Annotated in this window: 13 protein-coding genes; 9 read left to right on the forward strand and 4 right to left on the reverse strand. The window is 70.0% G+C overall.

All coding sequences use genetic code 11. The features are described from left to right. The first annotated feature begins 77 nt into the window (after window positions 1-77). Together BGP17_RS05785 and BGP17_RS05790 are read left to right on the forward strand one after the other, a co-directional pair. Window positions 78-1070: a cyanophycinase gene (locus BGP17_RS05785; RefSeq protein ID WP_208413683.1), complete on the forward strand. Its 993-nt coding sequence runs from the start codon at window positions 78-80 to the stop codon at window positions 1068-1070. Next, entirely contained in the window at window positions 1067-1504 is a 438-nt protein-coding gene (locus tag BGP17_RS05790; protein WP_167300607.1) for an Lrp/AsnC family transcriptional regulator, read from the forward strand. The genes BGP17_RS05785 and BGP17_RS05790 overlap by 4 nt, the downstream gene beginning before the upstream one ends. 8 nt (window positions 1505-1512) lie before the next feature. Here the strand turns inward: BGP17_RS05790 and BGP17_RS05795 are convergent, their stop codons facing one another. Together BGP17_RS05795 and BGP17_RS05800 are read right to left on the reverse strand one after the other, a co-directional pair. Next, window positions 1513-2424 (reverse strand): FecR family protein, encoded by a 912-nt coding sequence (locus BGP17_RS05795; RefSeq protein ID WP_286711316.1) that lies wholly within the window; start codon window positions 2422-2424, stop codon window positions 1513-1515. Next, on the reverse strand, window positions 2421-2927 hold the full coding sequence (locus BGP17_RS05800; RefSeq protein WP_167300609.1) for an RNA polymerase sigma factor: 507 nt from the start codon (window positions 2925-2927) through the stop codon (window positions 2421-2423). The genes BGP17_RS05795 and BGP17_RS05800 overlap by 4 nt, the downstream gene beginning before the upstream one ends. A 210-nt stretch (window positions 2928-3137) precedes the next feature. Between BGP17_RS05800 and BGP17_RS05805 the strand changes: the two genes are divergently transcribed. From BGP17_RS05805 to BGP17_RS05815, 3 genes are read left to right on the forward strand one after another with little or no spacing between them, the layout of a single operon-like run. Next, window positions 3138-6551, forward strand: a complete 3414-nt coding sequence (locus BGP17_RS05805) for a TonB-dependent receptor (RefSeq protein ID WP_286711317.1) — start codon at window positions 3138-3140, stop codon at window positions 6549-6551. Continuing rightward, window positions 6551-8284 (forward strand): gamma-glutamyltransferase, encoded by a 1734-nt coding sequence (gene ggt, locus BGP17_RS05810; RefSeq protein ID WP_286711318.1) that lies wholly within the window; start codon window positions 6551-6553, stop codon window positions 8282-8284. Before BGP17_RS05805 ends, ggt begins: the two co-directional genes overlap by 1 nt. A gap of 20 nt (window positions 8285-8304) precedes the next feature. Beyond that, window positions 8305-9783 (forward strand): amidohydrolase, encoded by a 1479-nt coding sequence (locus BGP17_RS05815; protein ID WP_167300612.1) that lies wholly within the window; start codon window positions 8305-8307, stop codon window positions 9781-9783. 52 nt (window positions 9784-9835) lie between these two features. On the opposite strand, the gene BGP17_RS05820 is transcribed toward BGP17_RS05815, so the two are convergent. Together BGP17_RS05820 and pal are read right to left on the reverse strand one after the other, a co-directional pair. Continuing rightward, window positions 9836-10999, reverse strand: coding sequence for a glycosyltransferase family 4 protein (locus BGP17_RS05820; protein WP_380926307.1), 1164 nt, complete (start codon window positions 10997-10999; stop codon window positions 9836-9838). A 205-nt stretch (window positions 11000-11204) separates the two neighbouring features. After that, window positions 11205-11720 (reverse strand): peptidoglycan-associated lipoprotein Pal, encoded by a 516-nt coding sequence (gene pal / locus BGP17_RS05825; protein WP_167300613.1) that lies wholly within the window; start codon window positions 11718-11720, stop codon window positions 11205-11207. Window positions 11721-11967: 247 nt separating this feature from the next. Between pal and BGP17_RS05830 the strand changes: the two genes are divergently transcribed. The 4 genes from BGP17_RS05830 to BGP17_RS05845 form a co-directional block, all read left to right on the forward strand. Further along, window positions 11968-13470: a sensor histidine kinase gene (locus tag BGP17_RS05830; RefSeq protein ID WP_286711320.1), complete on the forward strand. Its 1503-nt coding sequence runs from the start codon at window positions 11968-11970 to the stop codon at window positions 13468-13470. Next, window positions 13467-14147: a response regulator transcription factor gene (locus BGP17_RS05835; RefSeq protein WP_286711321.1), complete on the forward strand. Its 681-nt coding sequence runs from the start codon at window positions 13467-13469 to the stop codon at window positions 14145-14147. Before BGP17_RS05830 ends, BGP17_RS05835 begins: the two co-directional genes overlap by 4 nt. A 78-nt stretch (window positions 14148-14225) precedes the next feature. After that, window positions 14226-15857 carry a Na+/H+ antiporter gene (locus BGP17_RS05840; protein ID WP_286711322.1) on the forward strand — a complete coding sequence of 544 codons (1632 nt, stop codon included), beginning with the start codon at window positions 14226-14228 and terminating at the stop codon, window positions 15855-15857. A 284-nt stretch (window positions 15858-16141) separates the two neighbouring features. Next, window positions 16142-21309, forward strand: a 5168-nt coding sequence (locus BGP17_RS05845; RefSeq protein ID WP_286711323.1) for an Ig-like domain-containing protein, incomplete at its 3' end; no start/stop codon positions are given.

A 21309-nucleotide genomic window follows, 5' to 3' on the forward strand; every position in this document is an offset into this window, starting at 1 on the left:
AACGAGAGCGATCAAATTGAAACAATAAAAATGCAGTTTGGCTATGCCATACGAACGAATTGCAAAGGACTATGGCCGTGAAGACACTATTGCGCCTTGCCCTGGCCGTGCTGGCCCTGCTCGCGCCGGCGGCGGCATCGGCCCGGCCGGGTGAGAGCTACAGCTATTACGCGATCGGCGATCTTGCCGCCGCGCGGAGCGGCCCGACGGCCCCGGCACTGATGCTCGTCGGCGGCGGGGACTGGGATTATGGCGCCTTCCGCTGGTTCGCCGAACGGGCCGGGCATGGCCATATCGTGGTGCTGCGCGCCTCGGGCGAGGGGCAGGCGGGCGAGGAGATCTACAGCCAGGTCGGCGGAGTCGCCTCGGTCCAGACGATCGTCTTTCACAGCCGCGCGGCGGCAAACGACGCGCGCGTGCTCGACATTCTCGCCCATGCCGACGGGATCTTCATCGCGGGCGGCGACCAGGCCAATTATGTCCGCTACTGGAAGGACACGCCGGTCGCCGCGGCGCTCGACGCCCATGTCCGCCGGGGACGGCCGCTCGGCGGCACCAGCGCGGGGCTCGCGATCCTGGGCGGCACCGCCTATGGCGCGATGGACGGCGGCAGCATCGACAGCCCGGCCGCGCTCGCCGATCCCGCCGGGCCGGCGGTGACCTTGGTCACCGGCTTCCTCCACATGCCGCGGCTCGCCCATGTCGTCACCGACACGCATTTCGCCAAGCGCGACCGGCTCGGGCGGCTCGTGGCGTTCGTCGCCAAGGCGCGGCTGCGCGACCCGCGGGCGATCGGACTCGGCATCGACGAAGGCGCCGCGCTCTGCGTCGAGGCGGACGGCAGCGCGAAGCTCCATGCCCCGCCGGGCGGCCATGCCTGGCTGGTCGAGCCCCATGGCACGGCGCGCCTGCGCGCAGGCAAGCCGCTCGACTGGGCCGGCGTGCGGATCACCGGGATCGCGCCCGACGGCGCGATCGACCTGCGCACGCTCCGCGTCACGCGCCCCGCCTTCAGCGGCGTCGCGCGCGTCGCCGGCGGCAAGCTGATCGGGGCGCCGGGGCCGAAATGACGCTGCGATCCGAAGAGATCGATCCCCGGATCCTGGCGCTGCTGCGCGAGGATGCCCGGCGCAACGTCTCCGAGCTGGCCACGCTGCTGGGGGTTTCCCGCACCGCGATCTACAGCAGCATCGAACGGCTCGAGCGGCAGGGCACGATCGTCGGGTACACGGTGCGCCTGGGTGAGGATTACGACCGCAGCCTGATCCGCGCCCATGTGATGGTGAAGCTCTATCCCAAGGCCACCCAGGCGACGATCGACCAGCTGATGACGATGCCCGCGGTGGCCGGGCTCTACGCGATCTCCGGCGAATATGACCTGATCGCCGTGATCGAGGCGCCGCACGTCAACCGGCTGAACGACCTGCTCGATACGATCGGGGCGATGGAAGGCGTGGAGCGCACCACTTCCTCGGTCATCCTGGCGACCAAGCTCCAGCGCTGAGGGGCCCCTCAACGCTGGCGGGATTCGATGGCGACCGCGCCCGGATTGGCGATGAGATCGCGGATCGCGGCCGTATCCCCCTGGTTGACCACGCCATAGACCCGCACCGATCCTGCGCGCGGATCGGTCAGGACCAGGCGGTCCTTCGCATAGCGGTTCACTTCCTCGATGACCTCGCTCAGCGGCTCGCCCCGGAAGACCAGCCGCCCACGCGTCCAGGCGACGGCGCTGTCGGCATCGATATCGGCCGCCTGCCGGATGAAGCCCGTGTCGCCGCCCGTGCCCTTGGCGATACCGAACGACAGGCGCTCGCCCTTGCGCGCCAGCTTCTCGATCGGCTCGGAAGTGCCCGGCCGCCCGGGCTCGGACAAGGCGACGCGCACCACGCCCTCCACCACGGTCACCTTCGCCTCGCGCCTGCCCACGCTCACGTCGAACATGGTGCCGACGGCAACGACCTCGCCGTGCCGGGTCTCGACGACGAAGGGCCGGCTCTTGTCGTGCGCCACCTTGAACAGCGCCTCGCCGGCCACCAGCCGCAGCCGACGCTCGCGCGGGGCATAGGCGACGTCGACCCGGCTGTCCGCCGCCAGGGTCACCACCGATCCGTCGCTGAACGCGATCCGGCGGCGCTCGGCATGGCCGGTCGCCACGCTCTGCACCGTCTCGCGCGCGGGCCGCGGATGCGACAGCCACAAGGTGCCGCCGACAACGGCCAGCGCGGCGATCCCCGCCGCCGCCCGGCCCAGCCAGGCGGACCGCTGCCGCACCGGCGCCGCGCCCGGGCGCTCGAACTCGCCGAGCCAGTTCCAGAAGGCCGAGGCCTCGGCCCGGTCCGCCGGATGGAGGTCGCCGTCCCGCCCGTCCAGGAACGCCTCGAACACGGCCGAGGCGCGCTTGCCGAGATTGCGCTCGCTCATGCGCCGCGCTCCATCAGATGCGCGAGCCGGTCGTAGAGGTGCGCGACTGCGTGGTTGAGGTGCTTCTGCACCATGCGCGGGGAGATGCCGAGCTCACGGGCGATCTCGCCGGTGCCGCGCTCGTCGAAGCGGCGCATCACGAACACTTCCCGGCAGCGAGGCGACAATTCGTCCAGCGCGGCCTCGAGCGCCGCCTGGAGATCGGCCACGCGGCGCCGATCCTCCTGCGCGGGGCGCACCGGCGGATGGATCTCGGGCCCGAGCGGCACGACCGGCAGTACCCGACGATGGCGATCGGCGATCAGATTGGCGGCGATGCGAAAGAGATAGGCCTGGGGCTCGTCCACGGTCCGCTCGCGAGCGCTGGCGACGAGCCGGGCACAGGCTTCCTGCACCAGGTCCTCGACTTCGGATGCATCGTCGACCCGGCGCGCGACGAACGCGCGCAGCGCCGCGCGATAGGCGTCGAAACTGCCGTCGTCCGCCTCCGGGGCCGCCTGCATTTCTGGTCGTCCGGCGGCCAAGCCCGCATCTCCCTGTCGCGCACCCGCGCATATTCCTCCTGCCATGACGCGCGGTTGCGGCAAAGGCGAACCTTGCACGGACGCAACACCCGAAAAAAATTTGGTCCACTTTGGTTCGCGTGCGGGGAGTCCCAGCGTCATAAACCATGATTGCCACGTCCAGGCATCGATTCAGGGGGGTCGATATCCATGAACACACGCCAGCTGCTTCTCGCCACGGTTGCCGCCTTCGTCGCCGTTCCCGCCGCCGCACAGGCGCGCGAGGCCGTGCGCCACGAAATCCATTTCTCGGGCGGAAGCCTGGACAGCGCGCTGATGCAGGTCGCCCAGCAGACCGGCGTCCAGCTGGTCTTCACCGATCCCGCGATCGCCCGGATCAAGGCGCCGAAGCTCGAGGGCCGGTACACCATCCGCGACGCGCTCGAACTGCTGCTCGCCAATAGCCGCTATACCTATCGCTTCACCGGCCCGAACAGCGTGCGCGTGATGCCGCGCGCCGACGCCCAGCCGGCAACTCGCCCGGTCGCGCTCTATCAGGACAGCCCTGCCGCCGCGCCCACCGGCGACCAGCAGGCCGCCGCCGAGACCGCCCGCGTCGAGCAGGCCGTGAACGGCGACGAGGCGCCGCCGCCCGAGATCGTCGTGGTCGGCTCGCAGATCCGCGGCAGCAAGGTGACCGCCGCGCTTCCCGTCACCGTCGTCGACGAAGCCCAGATCGGCGCCACCGGCGCGACGTCTGGCGACGAGCTGTTCCGCTCGATCCCGCAGCTCGGCGACGTCAGCTTCAACAGCTCCTACCTGCCGAACAGCTCCAACTCGGCGCGCGGCGATGTCGGCTCGATCAACCTGCGCAACCTCGGCGTCGGCAACACGCTGGTGCTGCTCAACGGCCGCCGCGTGGTCAATCACCCGACCAGCCGCGCCGACGACAATCTGGTGCCGGTGCTGACGGTCAATACCAACGCCATTCCCGTGTTCGGGCTGGAGCGCATGGAAGTGCTGCGCGACGGCGCCGCGGCGATCTACGGTTCGGACGCCGTGGCCGGCGTGGTCAACACCGTGCTCAAGACCGACTATCACGGCGTTGAGCTGGAGGGCCAGGTCGGCTGGGGCGAAGGCTCGCACCTGTTCGAGACCAACACCCACCTGCTCGCCGGCCGCAATCTCGGTGATCGCGGCAACATCACGCTGTTCGCCAGCTACGACAAGCGCGACGGCGTGCTCGCAAGCGACTTCGACTATACTCGCTCGAACGACAACCGCCCGCTCTTCGTCGGCACCCGCTTCGAGGGCGCGACTTCGCTCGACGGCCGCTCGACCATCACGCCCTGGGGCTCGTTCCAGACGGTGGGCAACGTGGTGGTGCGCCAGGGCACGACCGCGCTGACCAACACCTCGGGCCAGTTCCACATCCAGCCGACCAGCTTCACCGGCTGCCCGACCGGCGGCGCCGGCATCATCGGCGGCACCAACTGCGTCGCCACCGGCACCAGCTCGGCAGCGGGCATCCGCGACCTGCGCTTCGACGCGCCGCTGGCCTTCAACACCAACGTCACCCCCAATATCCGCCGCATCAACCTGTTCCTGAACGGCCATTACGAGCTGGGCGGCGGCGTCGAGCTGTTCGGCGAGGCCGGCTATTACAACGGCAAGAGCGACAGCATCCAGGCATCGAGCGGCACCCTGTCCTCGGGCCCGCTGACGATTGCGGCCAATGCCTATTACAATCCGTTCGGCCCGGTCGGCAGCCCCAACCGCCTGCCCGGCATCAACGCCGCGGCCACCGGCCAGGCGATCACGCTGTCGAGCTACAACTTCGCCGATGTCGGCCCCAACCATGTCGACGTGCTCAATACCCAGTATCGCCTGCTCGGCGGCCTGCGGTTCAAGGCGCTCGGCTTCGAATGGGAGAGCGCCGCGCTCTATTCGGAAGCGCGGGTGCGCGACACGTCCGACGGGATCAGCCAGACGCTGCTCCAGCGCCAGATCAACCTGACCACGCCGGACGCCTACAATCCGTTCAACGGCAGCGGCCTCACTCCGCCGAGCGGCGCCGACAACACGCCGAGCAGCCTCGCCGCCATCAACGCGATCCGGATCAAGACCACCCGCGTCAGCCAGTCGACGCTGGCGATGTGGGACATCAAGGGCTCGACCACCGACCTGATCCGCCTGCCCGGCGGCAATGTCGGCATCGCGATCGGCGGCGAAGTGCGCCGCGAGACCCAGCGCGACGACCGCGATCCGCGCGTCGACGGGACGATCCAGTTCACCGATTCGATCACCGGCGCGGTCAACGGATCCGACCTGGTCGGCACCAGCCCCTCGCCCGACACCAACGGCCGGCGCACCGTCGCCGCGGCGTATCTCGAGCTGGCGGTGCCGGTGGTCTCGCCGGACATGCACATCCCGCTGGTCCGCAACATCGAGCTCCAGCTCGCCGGCCGCTTCGAACATTATTCGGACGTCGGCTCGGTCGCCAAGCCGAAGATCGCGGCCGCATGGGACATCGTGCGCGGCCTGCGCCTGCGCGGCTCCTATGCCGAGGGCTTCAAGGCGCCGAATCTCGAGCAGATCAACGCGACGATGGTCACCCGCTCGAACACCCGCACCGACTGGGTCCGCTGCGAGGCCCAGCTGCGCCAGCCGCCGTTCCTGGCCGATGGCGTCACGCCGAACCCGCTCCGCATCAGCAGCTTCGCCAATTGCTCGCAGGGCTTCGCCACCACCGCACGGCGCTCGGGCAATCCCGACCTGAAGCCCGAACAGTCCAAGACCTGGACGGTCGGCGTCGTGCTCGAGCCGCACTTCCTCGATGCCGCGGTCGGCCGGATGACCTTCACCGCCGATTACTGGCATGTCAGCCAGAAGGGCATCGTCGGCCTGTTCGGCGAGGGCAATGCGCTGATCAACGACTATCTGCTGCGCGTGCAGGGATCGAGCGACCCCAATGTCATCCGCGCCGCGCCGACGGCGGAGGACAATGCGCTGTTCGCCGGCACGGGCCTGGCGCCGGTCGGCCGGGTGCTCTACGTCAACGACAAATACGTCAACCTGCTGCCGCAGGAGGCCGCGGGCGTCGATCTCGGCTTCAACTGGCGCCTGCCCGATTTCGGCGCGGGCAGGATCAGCCTGAACGCGAACGCCGCCTATCTCGACAAGTTCTTCCTCGAGCCCTCGCCGCCGATCCAGAACCTGATCGCCGCGCGCGCAGCGGGGACGATCAACGCGGGCACCAACATCGCCGATGCGGGCGACCTGGTGCGCCAGAACGGCAAGCCGCGCTGGAAGGTCACCGGGTCGATCACCTGGGAAAAGGGGCCGTTCCAGATCGGCGGCTTCACCCAATATACGAGCGACGTCCAGGATACCGGCCTGATCGATTCGGCCGGCGCCGCCTGGCTGATCGAGGACCGGATGACCTTCAACCTCTATGGCCAGGTCACGGTCGGCAAGCGCGACAATGGCGGCCGCTATCGCCTGCGCATCGGCGTGCGCAACCTCACCAACGAGTCGCCGCCGCTCAGCTCGAACGGCTTCCTCGGCTCGCTCTACAGCCCCTATGGCCGCTACTGGTACGCCAACATGCGGGCGAGCTTCTGATGCGGATCGCGCTCGCCCTGGCGCTGGCGTCGCTCGCGACGCCGGCCTACGCCCAGGAAGCACCGGAGGCGCCCGCCACGCAGCGCGTCTCCGGTGGCGACATCGTCGCCTATGACCAGATCCACAAGCCCGCGATCGGGCGCGGCGGCATGGTCGTGAGCCAGAACAGGATCGCCGCCGATGTGGGCGCCGCGATCCTGCGCAAGGGCGGCAACGCAGTCGATGCCGCGATCGCCACTGCCTTCGCCCTGGCGGTGACGCTGCCGCGCGCCGGCAATGTCGGCGGCGGCGGCTATATGCTGATCCACATGGCGGCGAAGGACGGCAAGCCCGCCCGGACGATCGCGATCGACTATTACGGCCAGGCCTCGCGCAACACGACGCCGGACCTGCTGCTGGGCGCGAACGGCAAGATGGATCCCGCCAAGAGCTATTCGATGAAGGGCGTCGCCATCCCCGGCACGATCGCGGGCCTGTGGGAAGCGCACAAGCGCTTCGGTTCGCTGCCCTGGGGCACGCTGATCGCGCCGGCGATCGCGATGGCGCGGGATGGCGTCATCCTGTCGGACGACGAAGCCCAGGCCAATGCCGAGCAGAAGAAGGCGATGTACGACGATCCCGCCGCGCTCGCCGTCTTCTTCAAGCCGGACGGGAGCGCCTATGCGCCCGGCGAGCGCTGGAGGCAGCCGGACCTCGCGGCGACGCTGCAGGTCATCGCCGCCAGGGGCCGCGACGGCTTCTACACCGGCGCCATCGCCCAGAAGATCGCGGCGGGGATGAAGGCCGGCGGCGGCGTGATCGACGCGAAGGACCTGGCCGATTATCAGCCGGTGATCTCCGAGCCGATCTGGTCGAGCTACCGGGGCATGCCGATCGCCTATATGCCGCCCACCGCGTCGGGCGTGAGCGTCGCCGAGGCGATGAACATCCTCGAGCGTTTCCCGGTGCGCGAGCAGCGCTGGGGCAGCGTCGCCAACCTCCACCTCCTCGCCGAGACGCTCAAGATCGTCTGGTCGGACCGCCGTCTGGTCGGCGGCGGGCCGGACTGGCGGACCCCGGCGAAGGGGCTCGCCAGCAAGGAATATGCCGCCGAGCGCGCGAAGCTGATCCGCGCCGACGGCGCGCTCGACGCCAGGACCCTGCCCGACGGCAATCCCTATCCGTATGAGAGCAAGGACACGACGCACTTCTCGGTCGTGGATGCGGCGGGCAACGCCGTCAGCAATACCTATACCCTCTCCGCTTCCTATGGCGCGCACGTCGTTGCGCCGGGCACGGGCATCCTGCTCAACAACTCGCTCGGCAACCTCGCCTGGGGCCGCCGCGGCGAGGAGTGGAAGGCAACCCAGCCCGTCCCCGGCAAGCGCGTCGGCTCGACGATCACGCCGATGATCGTGTTCAAGGGCGACAAGCCCTGGCTCGTCACCGGCACGCCCGGCGGCGGCTACATCATCGCGACGATGGTGCAGATGCTCTCCAACGTCATCGATCACCGCCTGAACGTTGCGGAAGCCGCCGAACGCCCGCGGATCAACCAGTCGGGCGGCGACGGCCCGCTCGAGCTGGAAGAGGGTTTCTCGCCGGACATCATTCCCCTGCTCGAGGCGAAGGGGCACAAGGTACGCGCGTCGAACACCATGGGCTCGGTCCAGTCGATCATGGTCGAGGGCGACAGGTTCCTGGGATCGGCGGATACGCGCCGGCCCGATGCCGCCGCCATCGGCGCCAAATAGAACATAGGAGAGTGCACGAGATGACGATCAAGACCGCGCTGCTGCTCGCCGCCGCGCTCGCGCCGCTTTCGGCCCATGCGCAGGGCGTGCCCGAAGCCCAGCGCAGCGCCATGCTCGCCGGCATCGACAAGCGCGCGCCCGACCTGGAGAGCACCGCCAAGACGATCTGGGGCTGGTCCGAAGTCGGCTATCAGGAGAACAAGTCGTCGGCGCTGCTCCAGGCGCGGCTGAAGAAGGCGGGTTTCGCCGTCACCCCCGGCGTCGCCGGCATGCCCACCGCCTTCGTCGCCAGCTTCAAGCAGGGCTCGGGGCCGGTGATCGGCATCCTCGCCGAATATGACGCCCTGCCCGGCCTCGCCCAGACCACCGCGCCGACCAAGACCGCGATCCCGGGCAAGGCGGCCGGCCATGGCTGCGGCCACAATTTGTTCGGCGCGGCGAGCGTGGAGGCGGCCATTGCGATCAAGGAATGGATGATCGCCAACAAGGTGCAGGGCGAGCTGCGCGTCTATGGCTCGCCCGCCGAGGAAGGCGGCTCGGGCAAGGTCTATCTCGTCCGCGCCGGCCTGTTCGACGATGTCTCGGCCGTGCTCCACTGGCATCCCGGCGATGCGAACGGCGTCTCGACCGGCAAGAGCATGGCGAACATCTCGGGCAAGTTCCGCTTCCACGGCATCAGCGCCCATGCAGCGGCATCGCCCGACAAGGGGCGCTCGGCTCTGGACGGAGTCGAGGTGATGGACGTCGCCGTGAACTTCATGCGCGAGCATGTTCCGTCCTCGACGCGCATCCACAACATCATCACCGCGGGCGGCGAGGCGCCGAACGTGGTGCCCGATTTCGCCGAGAGCTATTATTATGTCCGCAACGTCGATCCCGCGATCGTGCGCGACGTGTGGGGCCGGGTGGTGAAGGCGGCCGAGGGCTCGGCAATGGCGACGGGCACGACGGTCGACCACGAAATCACCGGCGGCGTCTATTCGATGCTCGCCAGCGAGACGCTTGCCAAGGTGATGAGCCGCAATCTCGACGCCGTGGGCGGCGAGCAGTGGACGCCGCAGGAAGTCGCCTGGGCAACCGAACTGCAGAAGAGCCTGCCGACGCAGAAGCCGCTGGATTCGGTGACGCAGACCGGCTCGCGCGAGCGCGGCCCGGACGGCGGCGGCTCGACCGACGTGTCCGATATCAGCTGGACGGTGCCGACGATCGGCCTCAGCACCGCCACCTGGGTTCCCGGCACGCCCGCGCACAGCTGGCAGGCAGTGGCGGCGTCCGGATCGTCGATCGGGATCAAGGGCGCCGCGGTCGCGGCCAAGACGATCGCGCTGACGGCTGCGGACCTGTTCCTGAGCCCCGAGACGCTGAAGGCGGCGAAGGCCGAGCTCGACAAGGCACGCGGCCCGGCGTTCCAATATGATGCGCTGCTGGGCAAGCGGGCACCCGCACTCGACTATCGCAAGCCCACCCCCGCCTGGGAAGGCACGGCGAAATCGAACTGAGCCGTCGACCGGCCGGCGGTGAAGGCATCGCCGGCCGCCCCCGGGGCATCGCCTATGCGGCGGCGCTCGTCCTGCGCCGGGTGCCGAGCAGATCGGCATAGCTGGCGACGACCTTGTCCAGGATCTCGGACCAGCGATAGCCCCGCGCCTCGGCATGGGCCGCAGCCGCCATCGCGAATCTGAGGTCCGGACGCTCGGCCAGCTGCGCCACGGCATCGGCCAGGCGCGTCGCCACCGGCGGCGTCAACAGGCCGGACTTGCCCGAAGCGATCAGCGCGCGGGCGCTGCCCGCATCGGCGCTGACCACCGCGAGGCCGGAAGCCATCGCCTCCAGGTTCACGTTGCCGAAGGCCTCGGTCATGCTCGGGTTGATCAGGATGTCGGCGCTCGCCACCGCGCGGCCCAGCGCGGTGCCGTCGAGATGTCCGGCGAAGACCGCGTCGGGCAGCAACGCCCGGAAGCGTGCCTCTGCCGGCCCCGCACCGACGATCAGCGGACGGAGCGGATAGCCGCGCTCGTGCAACGCATGGATGGTATCGGCAAAGGTGGCGATCCCCTTCTCGACGACCAGCCGGCCGAAGAAGATCGGCACGATCTCGTCGTCGCGATACCCCAGGCCGCGCCGCCAGTGCAGGTCGCGCAACGCCGGCGAAAAGGCCGCGGGGTCGACACCGCGGCCCCAGATGGCGATGTCCTCGTCCGGCACGCCCATCGCCGCCAGGCTCTCCGCCGAGTCGGCGTTCGGCGCCAGGACGCGGTCGCTCGCCCGGTAGAAACGCCGCAGCCGGCGCTCGCCCCAGTGCCGCAGGGCGCCGAGGCCATAATAGTCGAAATAGGTCTCGAACCGAGTGTGCAGGCTGGCCACCACCGGCACGCCGAGCCTGCGCGCCAGCTTCTGCGCCCCGGTCCCGAGCAGGTCGGGCGCGGACACGTGCACGATGTTCGGCGCGAAGCGCTCGACGTCCATGCGCACCGATGCCGGCAGGCCGAGCGCCACCCGGAACTCACTGCGCCCCGGGATCGGCAGCGACGGAACCGACACGAGATCGCCTGCGGGCGCGAAGGCCGGATCGGCGATCGTGGGCGAATAGACGCGCACGGCTGCCCCGCGCGCGAGCAGGTGATCGACCAGCCGGTTGAGCGCGCGGTTCGCGCCGTCGCGCACGCAATTATAGTTGCCCGAGAAGAGTGCGATCCGCATGCCCGCGGCGGGCATGGCATCGTTGGCCGGGCGCGTCGCGCCCGGTTCGCACGCGACCGAATCGGACGGCCCCATCGGTCGGACGAGGGCGGGACGCCCGGCCCGGGAGGCAGGCGCATCGGCGCGGCTGTGGTTGACCAGTGACATCTTCATCTTGGGCAATCGGATAGCGTGGGTCGCCTGCGAAACGATGACGTTCCTCCGGCGCCCCCCATATCCCTTACGGCAGATGAATGACGACTGACACGGCACGCCGATTCTGCGCGTGCGAGGCTTCGTCGGAGCCCAGCGCCTCGGGCCGTTCCTTGCCATAGGAAATGGTCGTGATCCGGTTCGGTGCGATCCCCTGCAGCGACAGGAAGTCGGCCGCGGCCCGCGCGCGGCGGTCGCCCAGCGCCAGGTTGTACTCGCGCGTGCCGCGCTCGTCGGCATGCCCCTCCACCAGGAAGCCCGCCCGCGGATGCTGGCGCAGCCACTGCGCCTGGCGCGTCAGCGTGGCGCGCGCCTCCGGCGAGAGGCTGAACGCATCGAAGGTGAAGAAGACGCGGTCGCTGCCCGCGCTCGCCACCAGGTCCGCCTGCAGCCGCGCCAGCGCCGGATCTTCGCCATTCTCGACATAGGGTTCGCCACCGCCCGCATTGGGCACGTCCGACACATTGCCGGGGTGCGTCCGCTTGGTGCAGCCGCCAAGGGCCACCGCCCCCACCATCACCGCCAGCACGAGTTCCCTACGCATAACTTCTCCAAGAAATGTTTCGGAAACATCCCTAGAGAAGCCTGGCGAGCGAGCGTTACTATAGGTTTTTTATGCATGGACCGAGACCGGCCGCCGCCATAGGCACTTGGCGAGAGCGCGCTTTTGCACCCCCTCATGCAGGCCTCCCCCCAAGAGAGGCGCGCGTTCCTACCGCGGCGGCGGGCACAAAGGGCTCCCGGCCCCAGCCCGCCGCCCGGACCAGCCGCCCGAGAATATCAGGAGCTCGATGACGACCGGACGACCAAATCCCCTCATCGGTTTCCTGACGGCGCGGCTGCATCTCGATCGCGCCGGCCTGCTCCGCACTGCGATCGTCCTCACCTTGTCCGCCATGGCGGCATTCGCCGTTCATCCGCTGGGCGAAGTCGCCTCGGCGCTGGTGTTCGTGCTCGGCATCACGGTGGCGGGTGCGCTGAGCGGGCTCGCATCGGCCCTGATCGCCGCGCTCGCGGCCTTTCTGATCTACAATTTCTACCTGACCGAGCCGGCCCTCACCTTCCGGATCGCGACGGGCGGCGACCTCGCGCCGCTTGTGGTGTTCAACCTGTGCGCGCTGGTTTCCGGCGTGCTTGCCGGACAGCTCAAGGACCATGCCCTGGCGGCGCGATCGAGCAACCTTCAGCTCAACAGCCTGCTGGCGCTCAGCCAGGAACTCCAGTCGGCGGCGCGCCCTTCCGATGTCGTCGTCACCGTCGAGCGGGCCGTGCACCGGATCCTCGGGGCCCGGGCAACGCTCTTCCAGGCCGACGAGGATGGGCTGCGCTGCCTCTCGGCACTGCCATGCGAGGCGAGCTGGCACGACTTCGCGAACGGGATCGCGCACGCCCCCCAGGTCTCCGGAGACAGCCCGCTGATCGGCAGGCGCCTCGAACTCGCCAATGCGCCGGTCACCGTGCTCGTGCTCGAGCCGCTGCGGCCGGGAAAGATCAAGCCGGCCTTCATCGATGCGGTTGCCAACATGGTCGCGCTGACGCTCGAGCGCGCGGCGCTGTCCGAACAGATCACCGAGCGCCGCGCCGTCGCCCGCGCCGAGAAGCTGAAGAGCGCGCTGCTCGCCTCGGTCAGCCATGATTTCCGCACGCCCCTCACCGCGATCAGCGCGTCGGCATCCAGCCTGATCGCCTATGGCGAGAAGCTCGACGCCGAAACCTCCGCGCGCCTGCTGCGCGGCGTGGTCGACGAGTGCGAGCGCCTCAATCGCTATACGGCAAATCTGCTCGAGATGAGCCGGATGGAGGCCGGCGGCATCGCGCAGCCGCTCCAGATCCTTGGCGCCGCCGAAATGGCCGGCGCGGCGCTGCACCGGATCCGGCCGCGCGCGGGCGGGCGGCAAGTGACGCTGCACGCACCGGACCCGGACCTGCCGGTCGCCGCCAACCCCGCGCTGTTCGAGTTGGTGCTGCTCAACATCCTGGACAATGCGATCCTCTACAGCGACGAAGGCGCCCGGGTGGAAATCGCCATATCCGCCGAGGACGGCGCCTGCCGCATCGACATAGCGGACAGCGGACAAGGCATACCGGAACACGCGCTCCAGCGGGTGTTCGAGCGTTTCTACCGTGCCGGCAGGCCCGATACGACCGGACGCGGCAGCGGGCTGGGGCTGGCGATCGCAAAGGGCTTCGTGGAAGCGCTGGGCGGCACCATCCACGCCACGATCCCCGGGCTGGACGGCCGCGGGACCCGCATCACCATCCGACTTCCGCTCGCCGAGGCTATGCAAGCATGACCAACATCCTCCTCGTCGACGACGAGCCCGCGCTGATCGCGGTGCTCGAACCGGTGCTCGGCGCCGAAGGCTATAGCGTCGCCGTCGCCTCGGGCGGCGTGCCGGCGCTGCGCATGGCCGAGGACATCAGGCCCGACGTGGTGCTGCTCGACCTCGGCCTGCCCGATATCGACGGCAAGGACGTCATCCGCGCCTTGCGCGCGACGAGCGAGGTGCCGATCATCGTCATCTCCGCGCGCCACCAGGAAGGCGAGAAGATCGCCGCGCTCGACCACGGGGCCGACGACTATGTGAACAAGCCGTTCGAGATCGGCGAGCTGATGGCGCGCATCCGCGCGGCGATCCGGCGCAGTTCGAGCCTGAAGAACACCCCCACCACCTATCGCAGCGGCCCGCTGGAGATCGACTTCCAGGCGCGGCGCGTGTCGCTGGCGGGCGATGTCGTGAAACTCTCGCCCAAGGAATATGACCTGCTGCGGACGCTGGCGCTCAGCGCCGGCCAGGTGGTGACGCACAAGCGCCTGCTCGCCGTGGGCTGGGGCAGCGACACCGCCGACAGCCAGTATCTGCGCGTCTATATCGGCCTGCTCCGCCAGAAGATCGAGGAGGATCCGAGCGATCCGCGGCTGCTCGCGACCGAGCCCGGAGTCGGCTATCGGCTCGCCAGCGCGAACTGAATTCCCGTCCCGTCCCCGGCTCCTGCCGGGACATGCAACCAGCGGCGGCCGCCGGGCCGCGCAGAACAAGGCAGAGCCGTGGAAACCGTTTCGATCATCCTGTTCCTCCTGCTCGCCGTCGTCGTCAGCGGCGCCGTCGCGCGGATGCTTCCCTTCGGCGTGCCCACCCCGCTGGTGCAGATCGTGCTGGGCGCCGCGATCGGCCTGTCCACCTCGCACCGGGTCGAGCTCGATCCCGAGCTGTTCATGTTCCTGTTCCTGCCGCCGCTCCTGTTCTTCGACGGCTGGCGCATTCCCAAGGACGAGTTGTTCAAGGATCTGCCCACCGTGGTCGAGCTGGCGCTCGGGCTGGTGCTGCTGACCGTGATCGGCATGGGGCTGCTCATCCACTGGATGATCCCCGCCATGCCGCTGGCGGTGGCATTCGCGCTGGCGGCGGTGATCTCGCCCACCGACCCCATCGCGGTGTCGGCGATCGCCGCGCGCGTGCCCATCCCGAAGCGCATGATGCACATCCTGGAAGGCGAATCGCTGCTCAACGACGCCTCGGGCCTGGTGTGCCTGCGTTTCGCCGTCGCCGCCGCGCTGACCGGCAGCTTCTCCGCGGGTCAAGCCGCGCTCACCTTCCTCTGGGTCGCGGGCGCCGGGCTCGCCATCGGCGTGCTCGTCACGCTCGCGGCTTCGCGCGCCAAGGCGTGGGTGACCCGGCGCTGGGGCGAGGATACCGGCTCGCAGATCCTCGTCAGCCTGCTGATCCCCTTCGGCTCCTATCTGCTCGCCGAACATCTCCATGCGTCGGGCATCCTGGCCGCCGTGGCGGCGGGAGTGACCATGACCTTCGCCGAAATCTCGCGCCAGGCGATGGCGGTCACCCGCATGCGCCGGAACTCGGTGTGGGACACGCTCCAGTTCACCCTGAACGGCGTCATCTTCGTGCTGCTGGGCGAGCAGTTGCCCGGCATCGTCGCGGGCGCCAGGCAGACCGTGCTGCTGACCGGCCATGCCTCGCCCTGGTGGCTGGCGGTCTATGTCGTGGCCATCGTCGCCGGGCTGGCGGCGCTGCGCTTTGCCTGGGTGTGGACGTCGCTGCGGCTGACGATCCTGCGCAAGCGCGAGGGTGCCGCGGCGATGCGCAGCCCCAATTGGCGGCTGGTCGCGGCCACCTCCTTCGCCGGCGTGCGCGGCGCGATCACCCTGGCCGGCGTGCTCACCCTGCCGCTGGTGCTGCGGGACGGCACGCCCTTCCCCGCGCGCGACCTGGCGATCTTCCTCGCGGCCGGCGTGATCATCTTGTCGCTGGTAATCGCCAGCATCGCGCTGCCGATCCTGCTCAAGGGACTGGTCCTGCCCCCGGAGCCGTCCCGGCAGGCGGAAGAGGATTCCGCGCGGGTCGCCACCGCGGAGGCCGCCATCCGCGCCGTCGAGCGGCATCAGCACGCGCTGGGCGAAGCGCATGGCGACCCCGATCTCTACGCGGCGGCAGGCGCCCGCGTGATGGGCTTCTATCGCGAGCGCATCGAGGGCCTGGGCGACGGCATGGCTGGCGAAGCGCGCGCGCAGGAAAGGCTGGCCAGCGAGCTCAGGCTCGTCGGCATCCAGGCCGAGCGCGCGCGGCTGCTGGAGCTCGGCAGGGCGCGCGCGATCGGCAGCGAGACCGCGCGCAAGCTGACGCGCGAACTCGATCTGGCCGAGACGCGGCACCGCGGCTGAAGACAAGGGACTGCGCCGATCGGTGAAGGTCCCCGGCCCCGCGGCACGGAAGCACTGCGCCCGCGGCGCATGCGCATGCACCTGCAGTTGAGAGGGCCGCATAGTAGATCGATCGATTCCGATTTCGGAAGTATTGCATCGAAATCCTTCCCGTAAGGTTTGAGCGAACTACCGGACCTTCCAACAATGTTTCGCAGGTTACGAGATTTAAACTAAATACTTGCGCAGATATTAACCAGTCGGCTCCGGCGAAGTTGCGTGGATTTCTCTGGGAGGAGACTGTCATGCGTGCCGATGTGATCGATAAATCGACGGGCAATATTGTTCACGTTCCCGGGGACTCCATCGATCTATCCAGCCCCAGCGTGGTTCGGCTCGACATCGACCGCTCGCAGATCACCGCGCTGGAGCGGCAAGGCAATGACCTGATCGTACACCTCGCCAATGGCGAGACGATCCGTGTCTCCAATTTCTACGTCCAGGCAAATGGCGCCGCGAGCGATCTCGTGGTCCGCGAGGGCGATCATCTCTGGCTGGCGAACACCGCGGCCTCGGGGCCGGCGCGGTTCGCGGCGCTGCACGGTATCGACGACCTGCTGATCGGGGCCGGGGCGGAGGCAGCCGGCGGCGGTGGCGGCGCGCTGCTCCCTGTGCTGCTGGGGGGCGCCGCCGTGGCCGGGGGCGCGGCGGCGCTGGCGGGCGGCGGCTCGAGCCGGGGCGGCAGCAGTCCCGGCACCACCGTGGACACGACGCCGCCCAGTGCGCCCACCGCGACGGTGAGCGGCAACGGCGCCAGCGTCACCGGCACGGGCGAAGCCGGCGCCACCGTGCAGGTACGCGACGGCTCGGGGGCGCTGCTCGGCAGCGGCACGGTCGGCAGCAACGGCAGCTATTCGGTGACGCTCACCCAGCCTCAGACCAATGGCCAGACGGTCACCGTCACGCAGGCCGATCCCGCGGGCAACGTCTCCGCCCCCACCACGGCGCACGCACCCGACACCACCCCGCCGGCCGCGCCCACCGGCACGGTAAATCCCAATGGCACGATCGTCACCGGCACCGGCGAGCCCGGAGCGACCGTGACCGTGCGCAACGGCAGCGATGCCGTGATCGGCACCGCCGTCGTCAATGCACAGGGCAATTACTCGGTGACGCTCACCACGCCGCAGAACAATGGCGGCACGCTCGCCGTCACGCAGACCGATGCGGCGGGCAATGGATCGAATGCCATCAATCTCGCGGCGCCCGACATCACGCCACCCAGCGCTCCCACCGCAATAATGGACCCGCATACCTTCACCGTCTCGGGAAGTGCCGAGCCCGGTGCGACGGTGACGGTGACGGATGCCGCCGGCAGGCCGCTGGGCGGCACCGTCGCCAATGCGGATGGCGGCTATTCGATCGCGCTTCCGCCCGCCGTGTTCGACGGCGAGCCGGTGACGGTGGTGCAGACCGATCCGGCCGGCAACCACTCGCCTCCAACAATTGTCACCGCGCCCGACCTCTCCCCGCCCGCCGCGCCGACGGCCAGCGTCACGCCGGACGGCACGGCGGTGACCGGCACCGGCGAGCCCGGCGCCACCGTCACCGTGCGCGATCCCGATACCGGCACCGCGGTCGGCACTGCGGTCGTCGGTCAGAACGGCAGCTACACGGTGCCGCTGGCGCCGGGCGTATCGGATGGCGGCACGCTCGTGGTCACCCAGACGGATCCCAGCGGCAATGTCTCGCCCCCCACCAGCGTGACGACGCCGGATGTCGTCGCGCCTGCAGCGCCGACCGCGACCATCGCGCCGGACGGCACATCGGTGACCGGCACCGGCGAGCCGGGTGCCACCGTGACCATCACCGGCGCCGGCGGCGCGGCGATCGGTACCGCGGTGGTTGCGGGCAATGGCAGCTATTTCGTACCGCTCGCGCCGCCCCAGGCCAATGGCGAGACGCTGACGGTCGGGCAGACCGATGGCGCGGGCAACGCCTCCGCGACTGTCAGCCTGACCGCGCCCGACATCACGCCGCCCGCTGCCCCCGTGGCGAGCGTCTCGCCGGACGGCACGACAGTGACCGGCACCGGCGAGCCGGGTGCGACGGTGACCGTCCATGACGCCGCCGGCAACGCGCTCGGCAGCGCCGTTGTAGCTGCCAATGGCGGCTTCAGCGTCACCCTGACCACGCCCCAGGCCAATGGCCAGCTGCTGGAAGTCTCGCAGACCGATCCGGCAGGCAATGCTTCGCCCGATGTGGCGGTGCACGCGCCCGACATCACGGCCCCGCTCGGCCTCACCGCAGCGATAGGCGCCGGCGGCACGGTCGTGACCGGCAGCGGCGAGCCCGGTGCGACCGTGTCGGTGCGCGACCCCGCCGGCACGGTGATCGGTACCGCGACCGTAGCCGCGAACGGCAGCTATACCGCGACGCTCACCACCCCGCAGACCAACGGCCAGGTGTTGCAAGTCACCCAGGCCGATGCCGCCCACAACGTCTCCACGCCGGTGAGCGTCACCGCGCCCGACATCACTCCGCCCGCCGCGCCCGTGGCGAGCGTCTCGCCGGACGGCACGGTCGTGACCGGCACCGGCGAGCCCGGCGCGACGGTGACCGTCCATGACGCCGCCGGCAATCCGCTCGGCACCGGCCCGGTCGCGGCCGATGGCAGCTTCTCGATCACCCTGACCACGCCCCAGGCCAACGGCCAGTTGCTGGAAGTCTCGCAGACCGATCCTGCAGGCAACGCCTCGCCCGATGTGGCGGTGCACGCACCCGACATCACGGCCCCGCTCGGCCTCACCGCTGCGGTGAACGGCGTCGGCACGGTGGTGAGCGGCAGCGGCGAGGCGGGCGCGACCGTCACCGTCCGCGACCCTTCCGGCATCGCGATCGGCACGGCCGTAATTGCCGCGAACGGCAGCTACAGCGTCACCCTCACCACTCCGCAGACCAACGGCCAGCTGCTCCAGGTCACCCAGACCGACCCCGCCGGCAATGCGTCCACGCCCGTCCCGGCCGCCGCGCCCGACCTGACCCCGCCGGCACTGCCGACCGCGACGGTCTCGGCCGACGGCACGACGGTGACCGGCACTGGCGAGGCGGGGGCGACGCTCGTCGTGCGAAGCCCGGCCGGTACGGTGCTCGGCACCGTGACGGTGGCCGCCGACGGCAGCTATTCGGTCACGCTCTCCGTCCCCCAGACCAATGGCGAAGTGCTGACCGTTCGCCAGACCGATCCGGCCGGCAATCCCTCGCCCGACCTGCACACGACGGCGCCCGACATCACCGCGCCGACCGGGCTGACCGCCACGGTCAACGGCACCGGTACGATCGTCACCGGCACCGGCGAGGCGGGGGCGACCGTGATCGTCCACGATCCGCTCGGCACCGCGATCGGCACTGCGGTGGTCGCCGCCAACGGCGCCTATGCGGTGATCCTCACCACGCCCCAGGCCAACGGCCAGCTCCTCGAGGTCACCCAGACCGACACCGCCGGCAACCTCTCCGCTCCGACGCCGGCGCTGGCCCCCGACATCACTCCGCCTGCCGCTCCGGCTCTCGCGATCAGCGCCGACGGCACCACCGCGACGGGAACGGGTGAACCGGGTGCGACGGTGACGGTCACCAGCGCCTCGGGCGCCGTGCTCGGCACCGGCCCGGTCGCAGCCGACGGGCACTTCTCGATCACCCTCGCCACGCCCCAGGCCAATGGCGGCACGGTCAGCGCCACCCAGGCCGATGCGGCGGGCAACGTCTCGCCTCCCGGCACCGCCAACGCGCCCGACATAACGCCTCCCGCAATCCCCGCCGCCACCCTCGATGCCACCGGCGCAGTCGTCTCCGGCACGGGCGAGCCGGGAGCGACGGTCGTGGTACGCGATCCCTTGTCGACGGTGATCGGAACAGCGACGGTGACTGCGGCGGGAACCTTCTCGGTCGTCCTCTCCACGCCGCAGATCGACAGCCAGGTCCTGAGCGTGACGCAGACGGATGCAGCGGGGAACACCTCCCCGGCATTGTCGCTCACCGCACCCGATCTCACCGCTCCGCCCGCGCCTGTCGGGACGGTCGCAGCGGATGGCGCCTCGATAACCGGCACGGGCGAAGCGGGGGCGACCTTGGTCATCACCGATCCGACGGGCCTGCACATCGGGACCGTCGTCGTGGCTTCGGACGGCACCTTCACCACCACGCTGGTCCCGCCGCAGACCAACGGGCAGCTGCTCGGCCTCGTCCAGACGGACGCCGCCGGCAATGCCTCGCCCCAGGGGAGTGCGGTCGCCCCCGACCTCGTCCCGAACGATTCCCCTGGGGCACCCACCGCGACGGTGGCGGCCGATGGCGCGACCGTGTTCGGCACCGGTCAGGCCGGCGCCACGGTGAGCGTGACCGGACCCAATGGCGTCGTGATCGGCACCGCAACGGTCACGCCCGGCGGCACCTATGTGGCGATACTCACCACCCCCCAGCTGAACGGCGAGACGCTGCACGTCACCCAGGCCGATGCGGAGGGTGACGTCTCACCGCCGGCCACGGCAATTGCGCCCGACCTGACGCCGCCGGTCGCACCGGTCGCGGCGATCGATGCCACCGGCACGATCGTCACCGGCACCGGCGAGCCCGGCGCAACGGTGCGCGTCGCCGATGCGGGCGGCACCGTGCTCGGCACCGCGACCGTCGGCGCCAATGGCAATTACACCGTCGTGCTCGGCACGCCGCAGACCAACGGCCAGCTACTGTCCGTCACCCAGGCGGACGCGGCGGCGAACGTCTCGCCGGCCGTGCCGGTCACGGCGCCGGACACCACGCCTCCGGCTGCTCCCACCGCCACCGTATCGCCCGACGGCGCCACCGTCGTCGGCACCGGCGAGCCCGGCGCGACGGTGACGATCACCAATGCCGCGGGCACGCCGATCGGCACTGCCACCGTCGCGCCCGGCGGCACCTACACGGCCACGCTCGCGACGCCGCAGACCAATGGCGAGACGCTTACCGCGATCCAGCGGGATCCGGCGGGCAATGCCTCGCCTTCGGTCACGGCGACGGCGCCAGACACCACGCCGCCGGCCGCCCCTGCCGCCACTGTCGATGCGACCGGAACGATCGTGACCGGCACCGGCGAGCCCGGCGCAACGGTGACGGTGCGGGATCCCGGCGGCGTGCCGATCGGCACCGCCGTGGTTGCAGCCAATGGCAGCTATACCGCCACGCTTTCCACTGCCCAGCTCAACGGCCAGCTTCTCCAGGTCACGCAGGCCGATGCCGCGGGCAATGTCTCGCCAGCGACGCCGGCCACGGCACCCGACATTACGCCGCCGCTCGCGCCGGCCGGCACGGTCTCCGCCGACGGCACTGCCGTCACCGGCACCGGCGAGCCCGGCGCCACCGTGCATGTGCTCAACGCCGCCGGCACCGAGATCGGCACCGCCATCGTCGCCGGCAATGGCAGCTTCACCGCGCCGCT

It is taken from the genome of Sphingomonas sp. 67-41, assembly GCF_001899725.1.
GTDB lineage: Bacteria > Pseudomonadota > Alphaproteobacteria > Sphingomonadales > Sphingomonadaceae > Sphingomonas > Sphingomonas leidyi.